The following is a 20,558-nucleotide window of genomic DNA, read 5'->3' on the forward strand; positions in this document are numbered from 1 at the left end:
GAGCACCGCAGATCAGGCGAGCCCCTTCAGCTCGACGCCGTTGCCGTCCGGATCGGTGACGTAGATCGAGGGCCCGTCGCCCTCGGCACCGAAGTTGTTCTGCACCTCGCCGTTCACCGGCACGCCGTGCTGCGCCATCAGCGCGCGGATGGCCGCTTCGTCGAAGGGCTCGATGCGCAGGCACAGGTGATCGACGTTGCGCCCCTCGGGCCCCGCGAGCGCGCCGCCCTGCCGGCCGAGCCGGCCGTCGTGCGAGACCAGGTCGATCAGGCTCGCACCGGCGCGCAGGTGCACGAGGCCGAGGTCGTTGCGGCGCTTCTCGACGGTGCAGCCGAGCACGCCGCAGTAGAAGCCGATGGCGCGCTCGGTGTCGCGCACGCGCAGCACGATGTGGTCGATGCGCAGCAGCGCGAACGGTGCGGCGGGCGGATTCGGCGGCGGGCGGGTGACCATGCCCGCCAGTGTGTCAGACCACCCCGGCCGCGCGCAATGCCTCGAAGCGCGCAGCGTCGACACCGAACTCGGCCAGCACCTCGTGCGTGTGCTGCCCGAGCGCCGGCGGCGCATGCCGCAGCACGGGCGGCGTGGCCGAAAGGCGCAGCGGGCTCGCCACGCCGGTGATGCTCGCGATGCCATCGCCCGCGTCGCGCGGCAGCGTGACGGCCAGCCCGCGCGCCTTCACCTGCGCATCGTCGAAGGCCTGCGCGATGTCGTTGATGGGGCCGCAGGGCACGGCCTTGTCCTCGAGCAGCGCGACCCAGTCGGCGGTGCTGCGCGTGCGCGTGAGCGCCTCCATCATCGGTATGAGCACGCCGCGGTGCTTCACGCGCAGCGTGTTGGTGGCAAAGCGCGCGTCGGCCGCCCATTCGGCATGGCCGGCCGCCTCGCAGAAGCGCGCGAACTGGCCGTTGTTGCCGACGGCCAGCAGCATCGCGCCGTCGGCCGTCGGGAAGTCCTGGTAGGGCGCGAGGCTCGGGTGGGTGTTGCCCTGGCGCTCGGGTGCATGGCCGGTGTTGAGGAACGCGCTCGCCTGGTTGGCGAGGATCGCCATGCCGACGTCGAGCAGCGCCATGTCGATGTGCTGGCCTTCGCCCGTGCGGTCGCGCACCTGCAGCGCCGCGAGGATCGCGGTGCTCGCGTAGACGCCGGTGAACAGGTCGGTGAGTGCCACGCCCACGCGCAGCGGACCGCCGCCGGGTTCGCCGTCGGGACGTCCGGTGATGCTCATCATGCCGGTCATGGCCTGGATCATCAGGTCGTAGCCCGCGCGCTCGGCATAGGGGCCGTCGTGGCCGAAGCCCGTCACGCTGCAGTAGATGAGCCGCGGGTTGGCCGCGCGCAGGCTGTGGTGGTCGAGGCCGTACTGCGCGAGGCCACCGGTCTTGAAGTTCTCCACCACGATGTCGGCCTGCGAGGCCATCTGCCGGAGCAGCGCCTGCCCGTCGGGCGTGGCCATGTCGACCGTGACCGAGCGCTTGTTGCGGTTGCAGGCGGTGAAGTAGCTCGCCTGGTCGGTGTCGTTGCCGTTCGCATCCTTGACGAACGGCGGGCCCCAGGTGCGCGTGTCGTCGCCCACGCCGGGGCGCTCGATCTTGACGACGTCGGCGCCCAGGTCCGCGAGGATCTGCGTGCACCACGGGCCCGCGAGCACGCGGGACAGGTCCAGCACCTTGATGCCGTCGAGCGCTGCGGCTTGGGTCATGCGGTCGTTCGGCCGGGTCAGTTTGAAAATGCGGCAATGCCCGTGATCGCACGGCCCAGGATCAGCGCGTGGATGTCGTGCGTGCCCTCGTAGGTGTTGACCACCTCGAGGTTGACCAGGTGGCGTGCCACGCCGAACTCGTCGCTGATGCCGTTGCCGCCCATCATGTCGCGTGCCAGGCGCGCGATGTCGAGCGCCTTGCCGCAGTTGTTGCGCTTCATGATCGAGGTGATCTCGACCGCGGCCGTGCCCTCGTCCTTCATGCGGCCGAGGCGCAGGCTGCCCTGCAGGCCGAGCGTGATCTCGGTCTGCATGTCGGCGAGCTTCTTCTGGATCAGCTGGTTCGCGGCGAGCGGGCGGCCGAACTGCTTGCGGTCGAGCGTGTACTGGCGGGCGCGGTGCCAGCAGTCTTCGGCCGCGCCGAGCGCGCCCCACGAGATGCCATAGCGCGCGCTGTTGAGGCAGGTGAACGGACCCTTCAGGCCCTGCACTTCGGGAAAGGCGTTCTCCTCGGGGCAGAACACGCCGTCCATCACGATCTCGCCGGTGATGCTGGCGCGCAGGCCCACCTTGCCGTGGATCGCCGGTGCGCTGAGGCCCTTCATGCCCTTCTCGAGCACGAAGCCGCGGATCGGGCCGACGGCGCCGCTCTCGCTGACTTCCTTGGCCCACACCACGAACACGTCGGCGATCGGCGAGTTGCTGATCCACATCTTCGAGCCCGAGAGCGAGTAGCCGCCCGGCACCTTCTTGGCGCGCGTGGCCATGCTGCCGGGGTCGGAGCCGTGGTCGGGCTCGGTCAGGCCGAAGCAGCCGATCCATTCGCCGGTGGCGAGCTTGGGCAGGAACTTCTGCTTCTGGCCTTCGGTGCCGAATTCGAAGATCGGCACCATCACGAGCGAGCTCTGTACGCTGGCCATCGAGCGATAGCCCGAATCGACGCGCTCGACTTCGCGCGCGATCAGGCCGTAGGCCACGTAGTTGAGGCCGGGGCCGCCGTACTGCTCGGGAATCGTCGGGCCGAGCAGGCCGAGCGCACCCATCTCGCGAAAGATGGCGGGGTCGGTCTCGCCGCTGCGAAAGCCTTCGATGACGCGGGGCGCCAGGCGCTCCTGGCAGTAGGCGTTGGCCGCATCGCGGATCATGCGTTCTTCGTCGGTCAGCTGCTGGTCGAGAAGAAGGGGGTCGTCCCAATGGAATTGCGCTTTGGCGGCCATGTGGCTGTCTCCGGAAAAGGGGGGAAGAAAAGGAAAGGCGAAAAGACGGGGGAATGGCCCGATCCTAGCCCCGCTGCAGGCCGGGCGCAAACGATGAATCCTCACCCAGATATGCGTTCAACGCACATCTTGTGCATCTAGTGAAGCCGTCTCGCTGGTAACCGCAGGTTTCTAGTCATACACTCGCGGCATACATGCGCCGCAAAATCCCGCCCCTGCAGACCCTCGTGTGCTTCGATGCCGCGGCACGGCATGAAAGCTACACCCGCGCCGCGCAGGAGCTCGCGCTCACGCAGAGTGCGGTGTCGCGCCAGATCGGCACGCTCGAGGCCTTCCTCGGCGTGGCGCTGTTCCGCCGCACGCGCCATGGCGTGGCACTGACCGCGAGCGGCGCGGCCTACGCGCGCCAGACCGCCCGGCGGCTCGAGGCGATGGAGCGCGACACGCTCGATGCCATGGCCCACCAGGGCGAGGGCGGCTCGCTGTCGCTCGCGGCCGTGCCCACCTTCGCCACGCGCTGGCTGATGCCGCGCCTCAAGGGCTTCGCGGCGCTGCAGCCCGACGTGGTGGTGCACATCGAGACGCGCACCCGGCCCTTTCTGTTCGCCGATGCCGAGTTCGATGCCGCCCTCTACGCCGGCACGCCGGCGCAGGTCGAGAACTGGGCCGGCACGCGCGCGCTGCTGCTGATGCACGAGGACGTGGTGCCGGTGTGCAGCCCGTCGCTGCTGCCGCGCGGCCGGTCCGTGGCGCCCGCGGCCATCGCGAAGATGCCGCTGCTGCAGCAGAGCACGCGGCCCGACGGCTGGCGGCAGTGGTTCGACGCGCAGCGCATCGATGCACCCACCGCGCGCGGCGGGCCGCGCTACGAGCTGTTCTCCATCCTGGCGGCCGCGGCATCGCACGGGCTCGGCGTGGCGCTGATGCCGACCATGCTGGTGGCCGACGAACTCGCGCGCGGCGAACTCGTGGTGGCCTGCGCGCGGCCACTTTCGGGCGAGCGCAACTACTACCTGGTAACGCCGGAGCGCGCCGACCAGCGCCCGCTGCTCAAGTACTTCAGCGACTGGCTGCTGGCCGAGGCGCGGCGCGGCGGCTGACAAGCCGGGGCCGAGCGCGGCCGATATGATGGGCCGCCCTCTTCCCGCTTGCCGCTCCGCCATGCTCAACAACCTCGTCCCCTTTCTCGTGCACTGGGCCATCACGGCGCTCTCGCTGTGGGTGGCAAGCCTGATCTTTCGCGGGCTCAAGTTCGAGACCACGTCCGCGCTCGTGGTCTCGGCGCTGCTGCTGGGCCTGGCCAATGCGGTCGTCAAGCCGCTCCTGATCGTGCTCACGCTGCCGCTGACGCTGCTGACCCTGGGCCTCTTCCTGCTCGTGATCAACGCGCTGATGATCATGCTCGTGGCCGCGCTGGTGCGCGGGTTCAAGCTCTCGGGCTTTTGGACCGCGTTCTTCGCGAGCATCTTCATTTCGATTCTGAGCATCGCGATCGATTCGCTCGTCAGCAGCGGCGATCCCGCCACGACGATCCAGATGCCGACCGGCGGCACCTGGCTGTAGCCACCCGGCCGAAAACCGCCGAAGACCGAGGTCCGGAAACGGCCAGCAACGCCAGCGCCTCCAAGCGAGACTGGCGGCATGCAGACTTCTTTTTCTTCTTCTCCCGCGCGCGCCGTCGCCGCCCTCGACTGGCCCCGCATCGACAGCGAACTCGCCGCGCGCGGCTGCGCCAACACCGGTGTGCTGTTCGGCCCCGACGAATGCCGTACGCTGGCCGCGATGTACGACGAGCCGGGTCGCTTCCGCAGCCGCGTGGTGATGCAGCGCCACGGTTTCGGCCAGGGCGAATACCAGTACTTCGCGAACCCGCTGCCGCCGATGCTGGCCGCATGGCGCAGCGCGCTCTATGCGCGGCTCGTGCCGCTCGCGAACGCGTGGCGCTCGGCCATGGTGCAGCCGGCCGACTTTCCCACCGCCCACGCCGACTACCTTGCGCGCTGCCATGCGGCCGGCCAGCTGCGCCCCACGCCGTTGCTGCTGCGCTACGGCGAGGGCGACTACAACTGCCTGCACCAGGACCTTTACGGCGAACTGCAGTTTCCGCTGCAGCTCACCGTGCTGCTGAGCCGGCCCGGCGAGGATTTCAGCGGCGGCGAGTTCGTGCTGACCGAACAGCGCCCGCGCATGCAGTCACGCGCCGAAGTGGTGGCGCTGGCGCAGGGCGAGGCCGTGGTCTTTGCCGTCAACCAGCGGCCGGTGGCGGGCACGCGCGGCACCTACCGCGTCACCATGCGCCATGGTGTGAGCCGCGTGCGTTCGGGGCAGCGGCACACGCTCGGCATCATCTTTCACGACGCGAGCTAGGCTTCGTCCTGCACCGCGGACGAGGATGCCCGCTGCGCCGCGAACGCAACGAACCAGTCGAGCGACCCGGGGTTGGCCATGGCCTCGCGGTTGACCACCTTTTCGATCGGCTGGCCGAGCAGCAGCTTCTTGATCGGCAGTTCCTGCTTCTTGCCCGAGAGCGTGCGCGGGATCTCGGCCACCTGGAAGATGTCGTTCGGCAGGAAGCGCGGCGAGAGCGAGGTCTTGATGGCGTTGTGAATCTTCGTGCGCATCGCGTCGTCGAGCGCGACACCGGGCCGCAGCACCACGAACAGCGGCATGTAGCTGTCGCGGCCGAGGTATTCGAGGTCGACCACCATCGAGTCGAGCACCTCGGCGAGGCCTTCGACGGCGCTGTAGATCTCGCTCGTGCCCATGCGCAGGCCCTGCCGGTTGATGGTCGCGTCGCTGCGGCCGTAGATGATGCAGCCGCCGTCCTCGCCGATCCTGATCCAGTCGCCATGGCGCCAGACCCCGGGGTAGGTATCGAAGTAGCTCGACAGGTAGCGCGCGTTGCCTTCGTCGCCCCAGAAACACAGCGGCATCGACGGGATCGGCTGCGTGCAGACCAGCTCCCCCACTTCGCCAATGACCGGCTCGCCCGCTTCGTTCCAGGCTTCGACGGCATGGCCGAGTTCGCGGCACTGCATCTGGCCGGGCACCTCGGGCAGTTCGCGGTTGCCGCCGATGAAGGCGCCGCAGAAATCCGTGCCGCCGGAGATGTTGCACCACCAGACCTCCTTCGCGCCCGCACCGAGGATCTGCTGCGTGCCCCAGCGCTGCACCTCTTCCGACAGCGGCGAGCCGGTACTGCCGAGCGCGCGCACGCGCGAAAGATCGCCGCAGTCGGCGGCCACCACGCCGGCCTTCATGCAATTCGTGAAATAGGCCGCGCCCGCGCCGAAGAAGGTGATGCGGTGCTTGGCGACGAAGCGCCAGAGCACGGCCCAGTCGGGCTTTTCCTTGCTGCCCGCGGGATGCCCGTCGTAGACGACCGCGGTCGCACCGAAGGCCAGGCCCCCGAGCTGGCAGTTCCACATGACCCAGCCGGTCGAGCTGTACCAATGGAAGCGCTCGCCGAAGTTGTTGGCGCCGTAGCTCGCGCCCACGTCGTTGTGCAGGCCGCACGCGTACATCGTGAGGAGGATGCCGCCCTGCCCGTGCACGATCGGCTTGGGCAGGCCGGTGGTGCCGCTCGAATAGACGATCCAGATCGGATGGTCGAAAGGCAGCCACTCGGGCTCGAAGGCCGCCACCTCGGCGTCGTCGCGCGCGATGGCGTCCAGCCAGTCGGCGTTGGCCGCAAGCTGGTGCGCGGCATGCGGCGTGCGCACCAGCAGCAGCTTCTGCACGCTGGGCAGCGCGTCGCGCAGTTCCTGCACCACGGCGCTGCGGTCGATGGGCTTGCCGCCGTAGTGCACGCCGTCGGCCGCGATCAGCAGCGTGGGCTCGATCTGGCGGAAGCGGTCGGCCACCGCGGCCGTCCCCATGTCTGGCGCGCACACGCTCCACACCGCGCCGATGCTCGAGCACGCGAGGAAGGCGACCATGGTCTCAGGCACGTTCGGCATGTAGGCGGCCACGCGGTCACCGCGCCGCACGCCGAGCGCGCGCAGCGTGAGCGCGACCGAGGCCACCTGCCGGCGCAGCTCGGGCCATGACATCTCGCGCACCCGGCCGAGTTCGTCGTCGCTCACGATCGCGGGCATGCCGGCCGCATGCGCCGCGTCGGCATGGCGCAGCACCTCGCGCACGTAGTTGACCTGGGCGCCCGGGAACCACGTCGCGCCGGGCATGCGCGCCTTGGCCAGCACTGCCGTGTGCGGCGTGGGCGAGTGCATGCCCATGTAGTCCCAGATGCTCTGCCAGAACGCGTCGAGGTCGGTCACCGACCAGCGCCAGAGCGCGTCGTAGCTGTCGAAGGAGAGGCCGCGCTCGTCGCGCAGCCAGTTCTGGTACAGGCGGATCTGGGGGATGTTGGGGGCGGGAAGGTTGGGCGCAGGCATGGGCACGAGCGTAATGCCGCGCCACGCGCGGCTCAAGAGGAATAGACCTCAGGGTTTGCACGTGTGTTCAACAGTTTTGTACAGGCGTTCAATACCGGCCATGGATGCACGCACCCCCACCGCCCGGCGAAGCACCCGCAAGCGCTCGCCCGCGGCCGCCGAGGCGCCGCGGCCCGACCGCCGGCAGGCCATCCTGCTGGCCGCCGAGAAGCTCTTCGCGCAGCATGGCTACCACGCGGTCACGATCCGCCAGATCGCCGAAGAGGCCGCCGTGCCGCTCGCGCTCGTGGGCTATTACTTCGGTCCCAAGCACGAACTCTTCCATGCCATCTTCGAGCACTGGAGCCACAGCATCGAGGAGCGGCTTGCGGGGCTCGCGGCGGTCGACATCGACCCCGACGACGCACGCACGCTGCCGCGCATCATCGAAGCCTTCACCGCGCCCGTGCTGGCGCTGCGCGCGAGCGCCGAGGGCGAGTACTACGCGCTGCTGGTGGCGCGCGAGCTCTACCACGCGTCCGAGGAAGCCGACCGCGTGCTGCGTGGCTACTTCGATCCGCTGGCCGAGGCCTACATCGATGCGCTGCACGTCGCGCTGCCGCATGCCACGCGCAGCCAGGCCGCCTGGGGCTACCAGTTCGCGCTCGGTGCGCTGCTGCACCACCTGAGCGACGCCCGCATCGAACGGCTGTCGCGGGGCGAGAACCGGCGCAGCGATCCGGCCGTGGCGCCGATGCTCGTCAACTTCATCGTCGGCGGGCTGCGCGCAGCGCTGCCGCGACCCAAGGCGACCCCAAAGAAAACAACCTCAAGGAGACAAAAGAAATGATGAATCGACGCACCCTGCTGTCGGCGCTGGGCGCCGCATCGGCCGCCGCGGCGCTGCCTGCGCGCGCGCAGGAGAACCCCAAGATCGTGTTCGGCTACACAGCCGTGTCCGACTTCGCCTCGGTCTTCGTGGCCGCCGAAGAGGGTTACTTCAAGAAGCGCAACCTCGATGTGGCGCTCAAGTTCATTCCGCTCAACTCGACCATTCCCGCCGCGCTGCAGTCCGATTCGCTGCAGATCGGCGGGCCCACGCCTTCGGTGTTCCTGCAGGCGGTGGACGGCGGGCTCGACCTGGTGCTCGTGGCCGGCGGCGGCCTCACGTCGAAGACCATCACGGGCTTCGGCCTGGTAGCGCGCGCAGGCTCGAACATCAAGACGCCGCAGGACTGCGTGGGCAAGAAGATCGGCGTGCCGGGGCTCGGCGCCTTCCTGCACGTGACCTTCCGTGCCTGGCTCAAGGACAGCGGCGTGGACCACCGCAAGGTCAACTTCGTCGAAGCCTCGTTCCCGCAACATGCCGACCTGCTGCGCGGCGGCTCGGTCGACGCGGTGGTGTCGGCCGATCCGTTCATGAGCCGCATCACCGAAAGCGGCGCGGGCTACGTGGCGTCGTATTACTCGACCTTCCTGCCCGAGAACAACCAGACCATCGTGCATGCGGCCAAGCGCGAGTGGGTGCAGAAGCACCCGGCGGCGGCGCGCGCGTTCCGCGAATCGCTGGTCGAGGCCGCCACCTTCATGCAGCAGCCGAAGAACGACGCCAAGGTGCGCGCGGCCATCGGCAAGTACATCAAGCTGCCGCCCGAGGTGCTCGCGAAGATCCAGATCTCGCCGCCCGGCCCGACCGTGACCGAGAAGCAGCTGGGCTACTGGGTCGGCCTGATGAAGGACCAGGACATGCTCAGGACCCCGATCGACGTCGCGAAGCTGATCGCCAAGTGAGCGCCGGGGCCGACTTTCTTCGCTTCGACGGCGTCGCGATCCGTCTCGGCGGACGCGAGATCCTGTCGCCCACGTCGTTCGACGTGGCGCGCGGCGAGTTCGTCTGCATCGTGGGCCCCAGCGGCTGCGGCAAGACCACGCTGCTGCGCGCGGCCAGCGGCCTGGTGGCGGCGAGCGCCGGCGCGGTGCGGCGCAACGGCGTGGCGGTCGAGGCGCCCTCACGCGAGGTGGCCTTCGTGTTCCAGGACTACGGCCGCGCGCTGCTGCCCTGGCGCACGGTCGAAGGCAACGTGAGCCTTGCACTCGAAGCGGCCGGCGTGCCGAAAGCCGAGCGTGCGCCGCGCATCGCCGAGGTGCTCGCGAAGGTGGGCCTGGCGAAGCATGCGCAGAAGTTTCCGGTGCAGCTTTCGGGCGGCATGCAGCAGCGCGCGCAGATCGCGCGCTGCCTGGCGCAGAAGCCCGAACTCATGATGATGGACGAGCCCTTCGGCGCACTGGATGCGCTCACGCGCCAGGGCCTGCAGGACGAATTGGCCCGGCTGGTGCGCGACGACGGCTTGACGGTGCTGTTCGTCACGCATGACCTCGAAGAGGCGATCTACCTCGGCGACCGCGTGATCGCGCTGCAGGCCAATCCCGGGCCGGGACGGCCAAGCCTCGCGCGCATGATCGACGTGAAGATCCCGCGCCCGCGCGACCAGCTCACGACCAAGGAGCACCCGGACTACCTGCGGCTGCGGCGCGAGCTCTTCGCGTTCATCGAGCAGAGCCATGACTGAACCGCGCCTGCTTCGCTGGCTGCGGCCGTGGGTGCTGCCGGCGCTGCTGATCGGCGCCTTCGAGTGGTATGCGAGGCGCGCGGCGGCGCTGGGCAGCGACGCGCTCGCACCCCCCAGTGCAGCGGCGAAGGCCTTCGTCGGCGCGGCGCTCGACGGCTCGCTCTGGCAGGCCACGGGTTTCACGCTCGGCACCGCGGCGCTCGGGCTGCTGCTGGGCGCGGTGCTCGGCATTGCGCTCGGGCTGGCGCTGGGCCTGTCGCGCCGCGCGGCGCGGCTCGGCTCGCTGTCGATCGAGGTGCTGCGGCCAGTGCCGTCAGTGGCGCTGATTCCGCTCGCGATGCTGGCCTTCGGCTTCGGCGTGCGCATGGAAGTGGCGATCGTCGGCTTTGCCACGTTCTGGCCGCTGCTGGTGCTGGTGCAGTCGGCCGTGCAGCAGATCGAGCCGCGCCTGCTCGAGGTGAGCCGCGTGCTCGGGCTCTCGGCACGCGAGCGCGCCTTCAAGATCGTGCTGCCGGCGATCGTGCCGCGGCTCTTCGTCGCGTTGCGGCTCGGCGTGGCGGTGGCGCTGGTGGTGGCCGTCACGGTCGAGATCGCGGCCAATCCGCATGGCATGGGCTACGCGATGATGATCGCGCAGCAGAGCTTCGATCCCGCGCTGATGATCGCCTGGCTGGGCTGGATCGGGGTGGTGGGCTTCGCGGTCAACGCGGGCATGGTGCTGCTGCAGCGCACGGTGGCGCGGCGCATGGGGGTGCTGCCATGAGCGCAGTGAAACATCGAACCGGCTCGGACTGGTTCGGTCCGCTCGCCGTGTTCGGCGCGCTGGTGGCGCTGTGGTGGATCGCGAGCAATGCGGGCTGGGTGAGCCGCGTGTTCCTGCCGACGCCGCAGGCCACCTTCGCGAGCCTGCTCGAGGGGCTCAACCTGAAGGGCGATGGCGGCAACGGCGAACTGCTCGCCTACACGCAAGCCACGGTGGGCCGCATGGTGCAGGGCTGGCTGCTCGCGTCGCTGTTCGGCGTGGTGCTCGGTGCGGCCATCGGCGTCTCGCCCGCGGTGCGTGCCTGGGTACAGCCGACGCTCGAGTTCGTGCGGCCGCTGCCGGCCTCGGCACTGCTGCCGCTCGCGATCTCGATCTTCGGCCTGAACCCGAACATGGTGCTGTTCGTCGTGGCCTTCGGCGCGATGTGGCCGGTGCTGCTGGCCACGGTGCACGGCTTCGCGGCGGTGGAGCCGCGGCTCGCCGAGGTGGCGCGCTGCCTGCAGATGTCGCGCGCCGCCTTCGTCTGGAAGGTGGGCCTGCCCAACGCCCTGCCCGACATCCTGGCCGGCATGCGGCTCGCGCTGACCATTGCGCTGATCGTGGCCGTGGTGGGCGAGATGATCGCCTCGCAGAGCGGGCTCGGCCAGGCCATTCTTCTCGCGGCGCGCGCCTTTCGCGCGAGCGATCTCTTTGCCGGCATCGTGCTGCTCGGGCTGATCGGCTTCGTGAGCAATGCGCTGCTGGCCTTTGCGGAGAAACGCTTGCTGCGGTAGCAGCAGCCGTAGAACCCACATCCACCCGAAACCCCCACAGAAGGAGCGCCCCGATGCCACGCAAATTCGTCGACCTGTCGATCTTCCTGGAGAACGACGTGCTCTCCGACCCGCCGGCCTTCGCGCCGAAGATCCAGTACTTCACGCACGAACAGACCTACGAGCAGATCGAGCCCTTCTTCCCGGGCCTGAAGAAGGAAGACCTGCCCGACGGCGAAGGCTGGGCGGTCGAGCTGGTGCAGCTGTCGACGCACAACGGCACGCACCTCGATGCGCCCTACCACTTCCACTCGACCATGGACAAGGCGCTCGGCGAGAAGAAGCCCGCGATCGCGATCCACGACGTGCCGCTCGAATGGTGCTTCCAGCCGGGCGTGAAGCTCGACTTCCGCCATTTCGAGGACGGCTACGTGGTGACCGCGGCCGACGTGGAAGCCGAGCTCAAGCGCATCGGCCACACGCTGAGCCCGCTCGAGATCGTGGTGGTCAACACGCGCGCTGGCAAACGCTACGGCAACCCGGACTACGTCTCGGCCGGCGCGGGCATGGGCTATGAAGCCACGATGTACCTGCTCGAGCGCGGCGTTCGCCTCACGGGCACCGACGCATGGAGCTGGGACGCGCCCTTCGTGCACACGGCCAAGAAATACGGTGAGACGAACGACGCCTCGCTGATCTGGGAAGGCCACAAGGCCGGCCGCGACATCGGCTACTGCCATATCGAGAAGCTGCACAACCTCGAGGTGCTGCCGCCCACGGGCTTCTTCATCAGCTGCTTTCCGCACAAGATCCGCGGCGCCTCGGCGGGCTGGACGCGCGCCGTGGCGATCTTCGACGACGCACTGATGGCGTCGGTCTGACGCGCGGAAGGTCAAGACCATGATCACGCTCAATCACACGCACGATGCCGACGCCCGCAGCTGGGTGGCCAGCGCCAATGCTGCGGGCAGCGACTTTCCGGTTCAGAACCTGCCACATGCGGTGTTCCGCCGCCTCGGCAGCCCCGAGCCGTTTCGCGGCGGCGTGGCGATCGGCGACCAGGTCGTCGACATGGCTGCACTCGCGACGCGCCCGCTGCTCGACGGCCTTGCACTCGATGCGGCGCGCGCCGCGGCGCTGCCCGCCCTGAACGATCTCTTCGCGCTCGGCGGCAGCGCGTGGCAGGCCTTGCGCCATGCGCTCTTCGCGCTGCTGCACGCCGACGCGACCGCGGCCACTGTCGAAGCGATGCGCGAGTGCCTGGTGCCGCAGGCCGAGGTCGAGTTCACCGTGCCGGCGCGCATCGGCGACTACACCGACTTCTACACCTCGATCGACCATGCGCTGAACATCAGCCGGCTCATGAACCCCGAAGGCGACGTGACGCCGAACTTCCGCTGGATTCCGACCGCCTACCACGGGCGTGTCTCGACCATCGGCGTCAGCGGCCAGCGCTTTCATCGCCCGATGGGCCAGACGCTGGCGCCCGGCGCGAAGGCACCGACCTACCATGCCTGCGCGCGGCTCGACTACGAGCTCGAACTCGGCATCTGGATCGGCGAGGGCAACGCAGCCGGCGAGGCGATCCCGCTCGCGCATGCCGAGGACCACATCTTCGGCATCTGCCTGCTCAACGACTGGTCGGCGCGCGACATCCAGTTCTGGGAAATGGCGCCGCTCGGGCCGTTCCTGGCGAAGAACTTCGCGACCACCGTCTCGCCATGGATCGTGACGATGGAGGCGCTCGCGCCCTACCGCCAGGCATGGACGCGCGCGCCCGCCGATCCCCAGCCGCTCGCCTACCTGGAAGACGCGCGGAACCGCGAAAGCGGCGCGATCGACATCCAGCTCGAAGTCTGGCTCGAAAGCGAGCAGGCGCGCAGCGGCGGGCATGGCGCCTCGCGCCTGTCGCGCACGAGCTTCAGGCACCAGTACTGGAGCGTGGCGCAGATGGTGGCGCACCACACCGTGGGCGGCTGCAAGCTCAACCCGGGCGACCTGTTCGGCAGCGGCACGGTGTCGGGGCCCGGCCCGGGCGAGGCCGGCGCGATCATCGAGCTGACGCGCGCGGCGCAAAGCCCGGTCACGCTGGCGCACGGCGAACAGCGCGGCTTTCTCGAGGACGGCGACGCGGTGATGCTGCGCGGCTGGTGCGAGAAGCCGGGCCATGCGCGCATCGGCTTCGGCGAAAGCCGCGGCATGGTGCTGCCGGCCAAAGGCTGAACGGCGGCCGCAAAAAGCAAAAGGCCACCGCAGGGGTGGCCTTTTGCAAGAAATGTGGAGCGGGAAAAGAGTCTCGAACTCTCGACCTCAACCTTGGCAAGGTTGCGCTCTACCAACTGAGCTATTCCCGCATTTCGAGCCGCGAATTATAGCCTGATTTTTTGAGCCGCTTGGATCAGCCGCCGAAGACCGACGCCCGGTGCAGCGAGATCCCGGCCATCACCCCGTCGGCCGAGGCCATGGTGGCGTTGTGGAACATCATGGCCGCATCGCCGGCCGCGAACACGCCGGGCACGGTGGTCATCTTCATGGCGTCGGTGCGGATCATCGGTCCGAAGCCGCCCGCGTCGATCGCACAGCCAAGCTGTTCGGCCAGCGGACTCGCGAGACGCGTGCGCGGCACGATGAACATCGCGTCGAGCGGCACGCGCCGCCCGTTCTCGAAGCGCACGCTCGACAGCGCGGTGGGCGACGGCCCCTCGAGCGCTGCAATGCGGCCCGGCTCGATCGCCACGCCGCGCGCCTCGAGCTTCGCGCGCATCTCCGCGTCCGGCAGGCTGCCGCCGTGGAGGAACAGCGTGGCCGGGCCCCATTCGGTGAACAGGATCGCGTGATCGGGCGTGTGCGGCGGCCCGATCAGCACGCCGAGGCGCCGGCCGCTGACCTCGTAGCCGTGGCAGTACGGGCAATGCAGCACGCTCTGGCCCCAGCGCTCGCGCACGCCGGCGATGTCGGGAAACCCATCCTCCACGCCAAAGGCCAGCACGATGCGCGCGGCCGAGAGCTGCCGGCCGTCTTCGAGCGTGGCCGCGAAGCCGCCGGTTCCGTCGGGCCGGGCCTCGGTCGCGCGGCCTTCGATAAAGCTGGCGTTCGGATAGGCGAGCACCTTGGCGCGCGCATCGGCCATCATCTTCAGGGGCGGCGTGCCGTCCTGCCCGAAGAAACCGTGCGCGGCTTCGGCAAAGCGGTTGCGCGGCGCGCCTGCATCCACGATGCAGACGTTTTTTCGCGCGCGCGCGAGCTGCAGGGCAGCGGAAAGGCCGGCGAAGCTGCCGCCCACGACCAGAGCGTCACAGTGCATGTTGAATGTCCTTGAGGTTGAAACCGCCGCCCGTCATGCGGCGATGAAAGTCCTTGGAGAGATCGGCCAGCGTGATGCTGTTGAAACGTTCAAGCAGCAGCGCCTCGGCATCCCGGCAGGCACCGTCGAGCGCCGCGTTCACCGCCTGCTCGACGATGCAGCCCGGGCTTTCGGTGCGGTTGCCGATGGCCAGCAGCGCCGGCGAACCCACCGCCTGGTGGATGTCGCCGAGCGTCACCGCGTCGAGCGGGCACGACAGCACCCACCCGCCGCCATGCCCCTTGGCCGAACTCACGAGGCCTGCCTCGCGCAGACCGGCCATCGCGCGCCGCACCACGACGGGGTTGGTCTGCATCGCCATGGCGAGCGTTTCGGACGTGACGGGCTCGTCCATCTCGGCCATGTGAAGCAGCGCGTGGAGAACGCCGGAAAGCTTGCTGTCTCGTTTCATGCAACATTATGAGTTGCATGAAACGTATGTTGCCTGGCTACTGTGCGGCAGACCCTGCGTGCGGAACGGTCATTGGCGCCGCGGCGCTACCAGACGTGAAGCAGCGCACAACAGATTCTTTCGAACCCATCCGCTGCCTCGATGCAGCGGACGGCCAAACGCTTCACCCCCCGTCTCCGCCGACGGAGGGCGCCCACACCCCGCGCGCCCACGGCGCACATGGCGACAAACGCAGTTGAGGCGGTGGGACCACGAATGCAGTGAGCGGCGCCACCGGGGCCGTGGGTGGCGCCGAGATCCGGAAGTAAGCGCGCCGCGGTACCCGCAGCCGGAGCCCGCAGCGCCTCGCGGGCTTTTCTTGATCAGGTCGCGGCTTGGAGCCTGAACAGGCTCGTGACCTCGGCATCGAGCACCAGCATCTCGCGCTGGTTGAACAGCTGCCAGCGCCAGCGCAGGATGCCGAGCGTGGGCCGCTTCTCGGAGCGCCGCACCTCGATCACGTCGGCGACGAGCCGCAGCGCGTCGCCGGGCCGCACCGGGTTCGGCCAGCGCACATGCTCGAGCCCCGGCGAGGCGAACGATTCGGAGCCCTCGAGTGCGGCACCGACGACCAGGCGCATCGCGATCGCGCAGGTGTGCCAGCCGCTTGCAATGAGCCCGCCGAAGGGGCTGCCGGCCGCAGCCTCGGCGTCGGTGTGGAACCACTGCGGGTCGTAGTCCTTCGCGAAGCGCACGAGTTCGGCTTCGGTCAGCACGTAGGGCCCGGCCTCGATGACCTGGCCCGCTTGGAAGTCGGCGAACTTCATTCGCCGGCGCTCAGTACGTCTCGAGGTGCAGCCGGCCTTCGCGCTTGAGCGCACCGCCCACGGCGTCCCAGTCGAGCCCCGCCTCCTTCGCGATGTCGCGCAGCGCGAGCACCACGCCCTCTTCCATGCTCTTGAGGCCGCAGACGTAGAAGTGGCTCGCGCCGTCCTTCAGCAGCACTGCGAGGTCGGCAGCGCGCTCGCGCATCAGGTCTTGCACGTAGCGCTTGGGGCTGCCGGGCGTGCGCGAGAACGCGAGGTTGATGTCGATGAAATCCTTTGGCAGCGACTGCAGCGGCCCGAAGTACGGCAGCTCCTGCTGCGTGCGCGCCCCGAAGAACAGCATGAGCTTGCCGCCCTCGAACTTGCCGCTCTTGCGCAGGCGTCGGCGCCATTCGGTCATGGCGCGCATGGGGGCGCTGCCGGTGCCGGTGCAGATCATCACGATGTGCGACTTCGGATGGTTCGGCATCAGGAACGAGGCGCCGAACGGACCGACCACCTGCACCGTGTCGCCCACCTTGAGGTCGCAGACGTAGTTGGAGGCGATGCCGCGCGCCGGACTGCCCTGGTGGTCTTCGGTCACGCGCTTCACTGTGAGCGAGACGTTGTTGTAGCCGGGCCGCTCGCCGTTGCGCGGGCTGGCCACCGAATACTGCCGCGCATGGTGGCGCTTGCCCAGCGCATCGGTGCCGGGCGGCACGATGCCGATCGACTGGCCTTCGAGCACCGGGAACGGCACCACGCCGAAGTCGAGCACGATGTGGTGCGTCTCGCTGTCGAAGCCGGCTTCGGTGCAGTTGAAGTTGCCCACGACGGTGGCCGTGGTCGGCGTCTTCGGTGGGAAGAGATTCGTGTAGGCGTGCGCGGCCGACCAGGGCGGCACGGTGGCGCCGAACTGCGCGGAATTGAAGACCGGCTCGACGGAATCGACGGCGGCGGTGCTCTCCGCCGGCACTGCGGCCGGTGCCGCGGCTGCGGCAGGCTCCGCGGATGCGCCTGCGGCCTCGAGTTCCTCGGGCGGCAGCTCGGGCGGCAGCGACTCCCAGGTCAGCTGTTCCTCGATGGTGTACGCGCGCACCACGGGCATGGTGCGCCAGTTGTCGATCGAGCCCGTGGGGCACGGCGAGATGCAGGCCATGCAGCCGTTGCAGATGTCGGCCCGCACGACGTAGTTGTTGTCGTCGTGCGTGATCGCGTTGACCGGGCAGGTGGCCTCGCAGGTGTTGCAGCGGATGCAGATCTCGGGATCGATCAGGTGCTGCTTGATGATCCCGGCTTCGACGGCCATGTCCATGTTGTTTCTCCTGAAGCCCTCCCCTTTCGGGGGAGGGTTGGGTGGGGGCCGGCGGCGTTGGTCGTGGTCACGCTGCTGGCCCCCATCCCGGCCTTCCCCCAACGGGGGAAGGAGAAATACCCGTCAACCGAAGCGGACGTATTCGAAATCCACCGGCTGGCGGTTGATGCCCATCACCGGCGGCGCGATCCAGCCGGCGAACTTGCCCGGCTCGACCACGCGGCCCATCAACGATGCCACGAAGGCGAAATCCTCGGCGCTTGGCAGCCATTCGTTCCTCTTGGCGGCAAATTCGGTCTCGCTGACCACGCGGCCCTCGGGCGACATCTTGATGCCCGCGAGCGCGCCGATCTGGCGGTTGAAGGCCTTGTGCGGCACCACCAGCCGGGTTGGAATGCCGGCCTTCTCGAGCACCTTGTTCCAGCGGCCGACGCCGGCCACCGAGTCCTTGATGAAGTCGTCGCGCAGCACTTCGTTGAGCGCGTTGAGCATCGGCACGTCCTTCTCGACGAGCTGGCCGTCCTTGACCTCGAGCACCTTGTAGGTCTGGCCCTTGAGCACGTGGTCGTCGGTGCGTTTGCCTTCTTCGTAGCGGCCCTTCAGGCCCGAACTGTAGAAGATGGCGGCATTGCTCGACTGGTCGGCACCGAACAGGTCGATGGTCACGCTGTAGTGGAAGTTCAGGTAGCGCTGGATGGTGCCCAAATCGATGGCGCCGGCGGCGCGCACCTTCTGCGGGTCGTCGGTCTTGAGTTCGTTCATGACCTGCGCGGTGCGCGAGAGCACGCGCGAGACGCCGCTCTCGCCCACGAACATGTGGTGCGCCTCTTCGGTCAGCATGAACTTGGTGGTCCGCGCGAGCGGATCGAAAGCGCTTTCGGCCAGCGCGGCCAGCTGGAACTTGCCGTCGCGGTCGGTGAAATAGGTGAACATGAAGAACGCGAGCCAGTCGGGCGTCTTCTCGTTGAAGGCACCGAGGATGCGCGGGTTGTCGACGTCGCCCGAGGTGCGCTGCAGCAGCGCCTCGGCTTCCTCGCGGCCGTCGCGGCCGAAGTGCTTGTGCAGCAGGTAGACCATGGCCCAGAGGTGGCGGCCCTCTTCGACGTTGATCTGGAACAGGTTGCGCAGGTCGTACATCGACGGCGCGGTCAGGCCGAGGTGGCGCTGCTGCTCGACCGAGGCCGGCTCTGTGTCGCCCTGCGTCACGATGATGCGGCGCAGGTTGGCGCGGTGCTCGCCGGGCACGTCCGCCCAAGCTTTCTCACCCTTGTGGTCGCCGAAGTGGATCTCGCGGTTGGCGTCGCCCGGGTTCAAGAAGATGCCCCAGCGGTAGTCGCGCATCTTCACGTGGCCGAACTGGGCCCAGCCTTGCGGATCGACGCTCACGGCTGTGCGCAGGTACACCTCGTGGTTGGTCGAGCCCTCGGGGCCCACGTCGTCCCACCAGTTGATGAAGTTGGGCTGCCAGCCTTCGAGCGCGCGCTGCAGCGTGCGGTCTTCGCCGAGGTTGACGTTGTTGGGGATCTTCTCGCTGTAGTTGATCGTGCTCATCGTTGTTCCTTGGGTTGTAGGGGCTGCCAGTTCACACGCGGTTCAAGTCGAAGCCGGCCTTCTCGCCGGTGCCGTAGACCTTCAAGGCACCCTTCTCGCCGACGGCGTTGGGGCGGTTGAAGATCCAGTTCTGCCAGGCGGTGAGCCGGCCGAAGATGCGGGTGGCCATGTTCTCGCGGCTCGCGAAGCGCAGGTTGGCCTCGAGGCCGGTGAGCGCGTCGGGCGACATGGCGGCGCGCTCCTCGATGGCGATGCGGATCTCGTCGTCCCAGTCGATGTCGTCGGGCGCAGCGGTAACGAGGCCGAGCTTCAGCGCCTGGTCGGCATCGAGCGGCTGGCCGGCTGCGGCGCGTGCAGCCTCGAGCGGCGCGGCCTCTTCGTAGAAGCGGCGCTGCAGGCGGCTCTGGTCGTTGACCATCGGGAAGAAGCCGAAGTTGAATTCGTTCAGCACCAGCTTCGGCGCGCGCCCGGCATCGTCGGGCAGCGCGAGCATGTAGCTGCGGTCGGCAGCAAAGGCCAGCTCGGCGAGCGTGCCGGCAAAGCAGGAGCCGGCCTCGATCAGCGCGAACAGGCTGCGCGAGGACACGTCGAGCCGCGCCAGCGTGCGGCGCAGCGCGCCGATGGTCTCGCGCACCAGCCAGTGGTCCTTGTGGGCCAGCATCACGGCGTCCGACGCGAGCACCGCATCGGCATCGCCTTCGGTCTTGAGCAGCCAGGTGCCGATGTCGAGCTCGTTGGTGCGCAAGTCGAGGATCGCATCGTCGAGTTCGCGGCACATCGCGAGCGGCCACCAGGCGGCGCCCGCGGCCTCGATGGCGGCCACGTCGGCCGGCTGTGCGCCCGTGGGCGCCTTGACGGTGATCGTGGCGGTGCGCTTGCTGCGGTCGATCTTCACGTCGACGTGGCTGTAGGCAATGCCGTCGGCGCTGTCGGTGCGCTCGAGGCGGGTCAGCGCCACGCCCTTGGCGCCGGCCGGGCGGTCGCTGCCGGCCGCGAGCTGCGCGGCGCGCTCCTGCACCGTGGCAGCGAACTGCGCAGGCTTGGCGATCGCGTCGACCAGGCGCCAGTCGACCGCGCGCTGGCCGCGCACGCCTTCGACGCTGGTGCAGAAGATGTCGGCCAGGTCGTGGCGCACATGGCGCTTGTCGGTGACGCGGGTCAGGCCGCCGGTGCCGGGCAGCACGCCGAGCAGCGGCACCTCGGGCAGCGACACGGCCGAGGAGCGGTCGTCCACCAGCACGATCTCGTCGCAGGCCAGGGCCAGCTCGTAGCCGCCGCCGGCGCAGGCGCCGTTCACGGCCGCGATGAACTTGAGGCCCGAGTGCTTCGACGAATCCTCGATGCCGTTGCGCGTCTCGTTGGTGAACTTGCAGAAGTTCACCTTCCAGGCGTGGCTCGAGACGCCGAGCATGAAGATGTTGGCGCCCGAGCAGAAGATCCGGTCGCGGCCGCTGGTCACGATCACGCTGCGCACCTCGGGATGCTCGAAGCGCACGCGGTTGAGCGCGTCGTTGAGCTCGACGTCCACGCCGAGGTCGTAGCTGTTGAGCTTGAGCTTGTAGCCCGGGCGGATGCCGCCGTCCTCGGCGATGTCGAGCACCAGGCGGGCCACGCTGCCCTCGACATTCAACTTCCAATGCTTGTACTGCGCCGGTTCGACGCGGTAGTCGACGCGCGGAGGCGCCTGGACGGGGGGGGTGGTCTCGGTCATACGGAAGTCTCCTGTGGGGGCGGATGCGAACCGGAAAAATATTGCACATTCCAGCGCCGATGAC

At 68.8% G+C, this 20,558-nt stretch carries 20 protein-coding genes and 1 tRNA gene; 10 read left to right on the forward strand and 11 right to left on the reverse strand.

Annotated features, from left to right (window positions below):
• Nucleotides 1-12 precede the first annotated feature (12 nt).
• From AC3A6G_RS17870 to AC3A6G_RS17880, 3 genes are read right to left on the reverse strand one after another with little or no spacing between them, the layout of a single operon-like run.
• On the reverse strand, nt 13-453 hold the full coding sequence (locus AC3A6G_RS17870; RefSeq protein ID WP_487874223.1) for a VOC family protein: 441 nt from the start codon (nt 451-453) through the stop codon (nt 13-15).
• 13 nt (nt 454-466) lie between these two features.
• On the reverse strand, nt 467-1,702 hold the full coding sequence (locus AC3A6G_RS17875; protein ID WP_487874224.1) for a CaiB/BaiF CoA transferase family protein: 1,236 nt from the start codon (nt 1,700-1,702) through the stop codon (nt 467-469).
• Between the two features lie 17 nt (nt 1,703-1,719).
• Entirely contained in the window at nt 1,720-2,919 is a 1,200-nt protein-coding gene (locus AC3A6G_RS17880) for an acyl-CoA dehydrogenase (protein WP_487860675.1), read from the reverse strand.
• Nucleotides 2,920-3,113: 194 nt separating this feature from the next.
• Between AC3A6G_RS17880 and AC3A6G_RS17885 the strand changes: the two genes are divergently transcribed.
• The 3 genes from AC3A6G_RS17885 to AC3A6G_RS17895 all read left to right on the forward strand — a co-directional run bounded on the left by AC3A6G_RS17885 (nt 3,114) and on the right by AC3A6G_RS17895 (nt 5,286).
• Entirely contained in the window at nt 3,114-4,019 is a 906-nt protein-coding gene (locus AC3A6G_RS17885) for a LysR substrate-binding domain-containing protein (protein ID WP_487860676.1), read from the forward strand.
• A gap of 61 nt (nt 4,020-4,080) precedes the next feature.
• On the forward strand, nt 4,081-4,482 hold the full coding sequence (locus tag AC3A6G_RS17890) for a phage holin family protein (protein ID WP_487864440.1): 402 nt from the start codon (nt 4,081-4,083) through the stop codon (nt 4,480-4,482).
• A gap of 78 nt (nt 4,483-4,560) precedes the next feature.
• A complete protein-coding gene (locus AC3A6G_RS17895) occupies nt 4,561-5,286 on the forward strand; it encodes a 2OG-Fe(II) oxygenase (RefSeq protein WP_487874225.1) in 726 nt (241 codons plus the stop codon).
• On the opposite strand, the gene AC3A6G_RS17900 is transcribed toward AC3A6G_RS17895, so the two are convergent.
• A complete protein-coding gene (locus AC3A6G_RS17900) occupies nt 5,283-7,313 on the reverse strand; it encodes an acetoacetate--CoA ligase (protein WP_487874226.1) in 2,031 nt (676 codons plus the stop codon). The genes AC3A6G_RS17895 and AC3A6G_RS17900 overlap by 4 nt on opposite strands.
• Before the next feature lie 100 nt (nt 7,314-7,413).
• Between AC3A6G_RS17900 and AC3A6G_RS17905 the strand changes: the two genes are divergently transcribed.
• From AC3A6G_RS17905 to fahA, 7 genes are read left to right on the forward strand one after another with little or no spacing between them, the layout of a single operon-like run.
• On the forward strand, nt 7,414-8,142 hold the full coding sequence (locus AC3A6G_RS17905) for a TetR/AcrR family transcriptional regulator (protein WP_487860680.1): 729 nt from the start codon (nt 7,414-7,416) through the stop codon (nt 8,140-8,142).
• Entirely contained in the window at nt 8,139-9,083 is a 945-nt protein-coding gene (locus AC3A6G_RS17910) for an ABC transporter substrate-binding protein (protein WP_487860681.1), read from the forward strand. Before AC3A6G_RS17905 ends, AC3A6G_RS17910 begins: the two co-directional genes overlap by 4 nt.
• Nucleotides 9,080-9,862: an ABC transporter ATP-binding protein gene (locus AC3A6G_RS17915; RefSeq protein WP_487864444.1), complete on the forward strand. Its 783-nt coding sequence runs from the start codon at nt 9,080-9,082 to the stop codon at nt 9,860-9,862. Before AC3A6G_RS17910 ends, AC3A6G_RS17915 begins: the two co-directional genes overlap by 4 nt.
• Nucleotides 9,855-10,625 (forward strand): ABC transporter permease, encoded by a 771-nt coding sequence (locus tag AC3A6G_RS17920; protein WP_487874227.1) that lies wholly within the window; start codon nt 9,855-9,857, stop codon nt 10,623-10,625. Before AC3A6G_RS17915 ends, AC3A6G_RS17920 begins: the two co-directional genes overlap by 8 nt.
• On the forward strand, nt 10,622-11,398 hold the full coding sequence (locus AC3A6G_RS17925) for an ABC transporter permease (protein ID WP_487874228.1): 777 nt from the start codon (nt 10,622-10,624) through the stop codon (nt 11,396-11,398). Before AC3A6G_RS17920 ends, AC3A6G_RS17925 begins: the two co-directional genes overlap by 4 nt.
• Nucleotides 11,399-11,451: 53 nt before the next feature.
• Nucleotides 11,452-12,258: a cyclase family protein gene (locus AC3A6G_RS17930; RefSeq protein ID WP_487860685.1), complete on the forward strand. Its 807-nt coding sequence runs from the start codon at nt 11,452-11,454 to the stop codon at nt 12,256-12,258.
• Nucleotides 12,259-12,277: 19 nt separating this feature from the next.
• Nucleotides 12,278-13,600, forward strand: coding sequence for a fumarylacetoacetase (fahA, locus tag AC3A6G_RS17935; RefSeq protein WP_487874229.1), 1,323 nt, complete (start codon nt 12,278-12,280; stop codon nt 13,598-13,600).
• A 55-nt stretch (nt 13,601-13,655) separates the two neighbouring features.
• Here the strand turns inward: fahA and AC3A6G_RS17940 are convergent.
• From AC3A6G_RS17940 to boxC, 7 genes are all read right to left on the reverse strand, one after another.
• Nucleotides 13,656-13,731: transfer RNA gene (locus AC3A6G_RS17940), tRNA-Gly, on the reverse strand.
• 44 nt (nt 13,732-13,775) lie between these two features.
• Entirely contained in the window at nt 13,776-14,681 is a 906-nt protein-coding gene (locus AC3A6G_RS17945) for an NAD(P)/FAD-dependent oxidoreductase (protein ID WP_487874230.1), read from the reverse strand.
• A complete protein-coding gene (locus AC3A6G_RS17950; protein WP_487864449.1) occupies nt 14,671-15,132 on the reverse strand; it encodes an Rrf2 family transcriptional regulator in 462 nt (153 codons plus the stop codon). Before AC3A6G_RS17950 ends, AC3A6G_RS17945 begins: the two co-directional genes overlap by 11 nt.
• A gap of 362 nt (nt 15,133-15,494) precedes the next feature.
• Entirely contained in the window at nt 15,495-15,938 is a 444-nt protein-coding gene (locus AC3A6G_RS17955; protein WP_487860689.1) for a MaoC family dehydratase, read from the reverse strand.
• A gap of 10 nt (nt 15,939-15,948) precedes the next feature.
• Nucleotides 15,949-17,232: a benzoyl-CoA 2,3-epoxidase subunit BoxA gene (gene boxA / locus AC3A6G_RS17960; protein ID WP_487874231.1), complete on the reverse strand. Its 1,284-nt coding sequence runs from the start codon at nt 17,230-17,232 to the stop codon at nt 15,949-15,951.
• Between the two features lie 123 nt (nt 17,233-17,355).
• On the reverse strand, nt 17,356-18,783 hold the full coding sequence (gene boxB / locus AC3A6G_RS17965; RefSeq protein ID WP_487860691.1) for a benzoyl-CoA 2,3-epoxidase subunit BoxB: 1,428 nt from the start codon (nt 18,781-18,783) through the stop codon (nt 17,356-17,358).
• A 31-nt stretch (nt 18,784-18,814) separates the two neighbouring features.
• A complete protein-coding gene (boxC, locus tag AC3A6G_RS17970) occupies nt 18,815-20,494 on the reverse strand; it encodes a 2,3-epoxybenzoyl-CoA dihydrolase (protein ID WP_487874232.1) in 1,680 nt (559 codons plus the stop codon).
• Nucleotides 20,495-20,558: the final 64 nt, after the last annotated feature.

Source organism: Variovorax sp. Soil_C_26 (assembly GCF_057657075.1).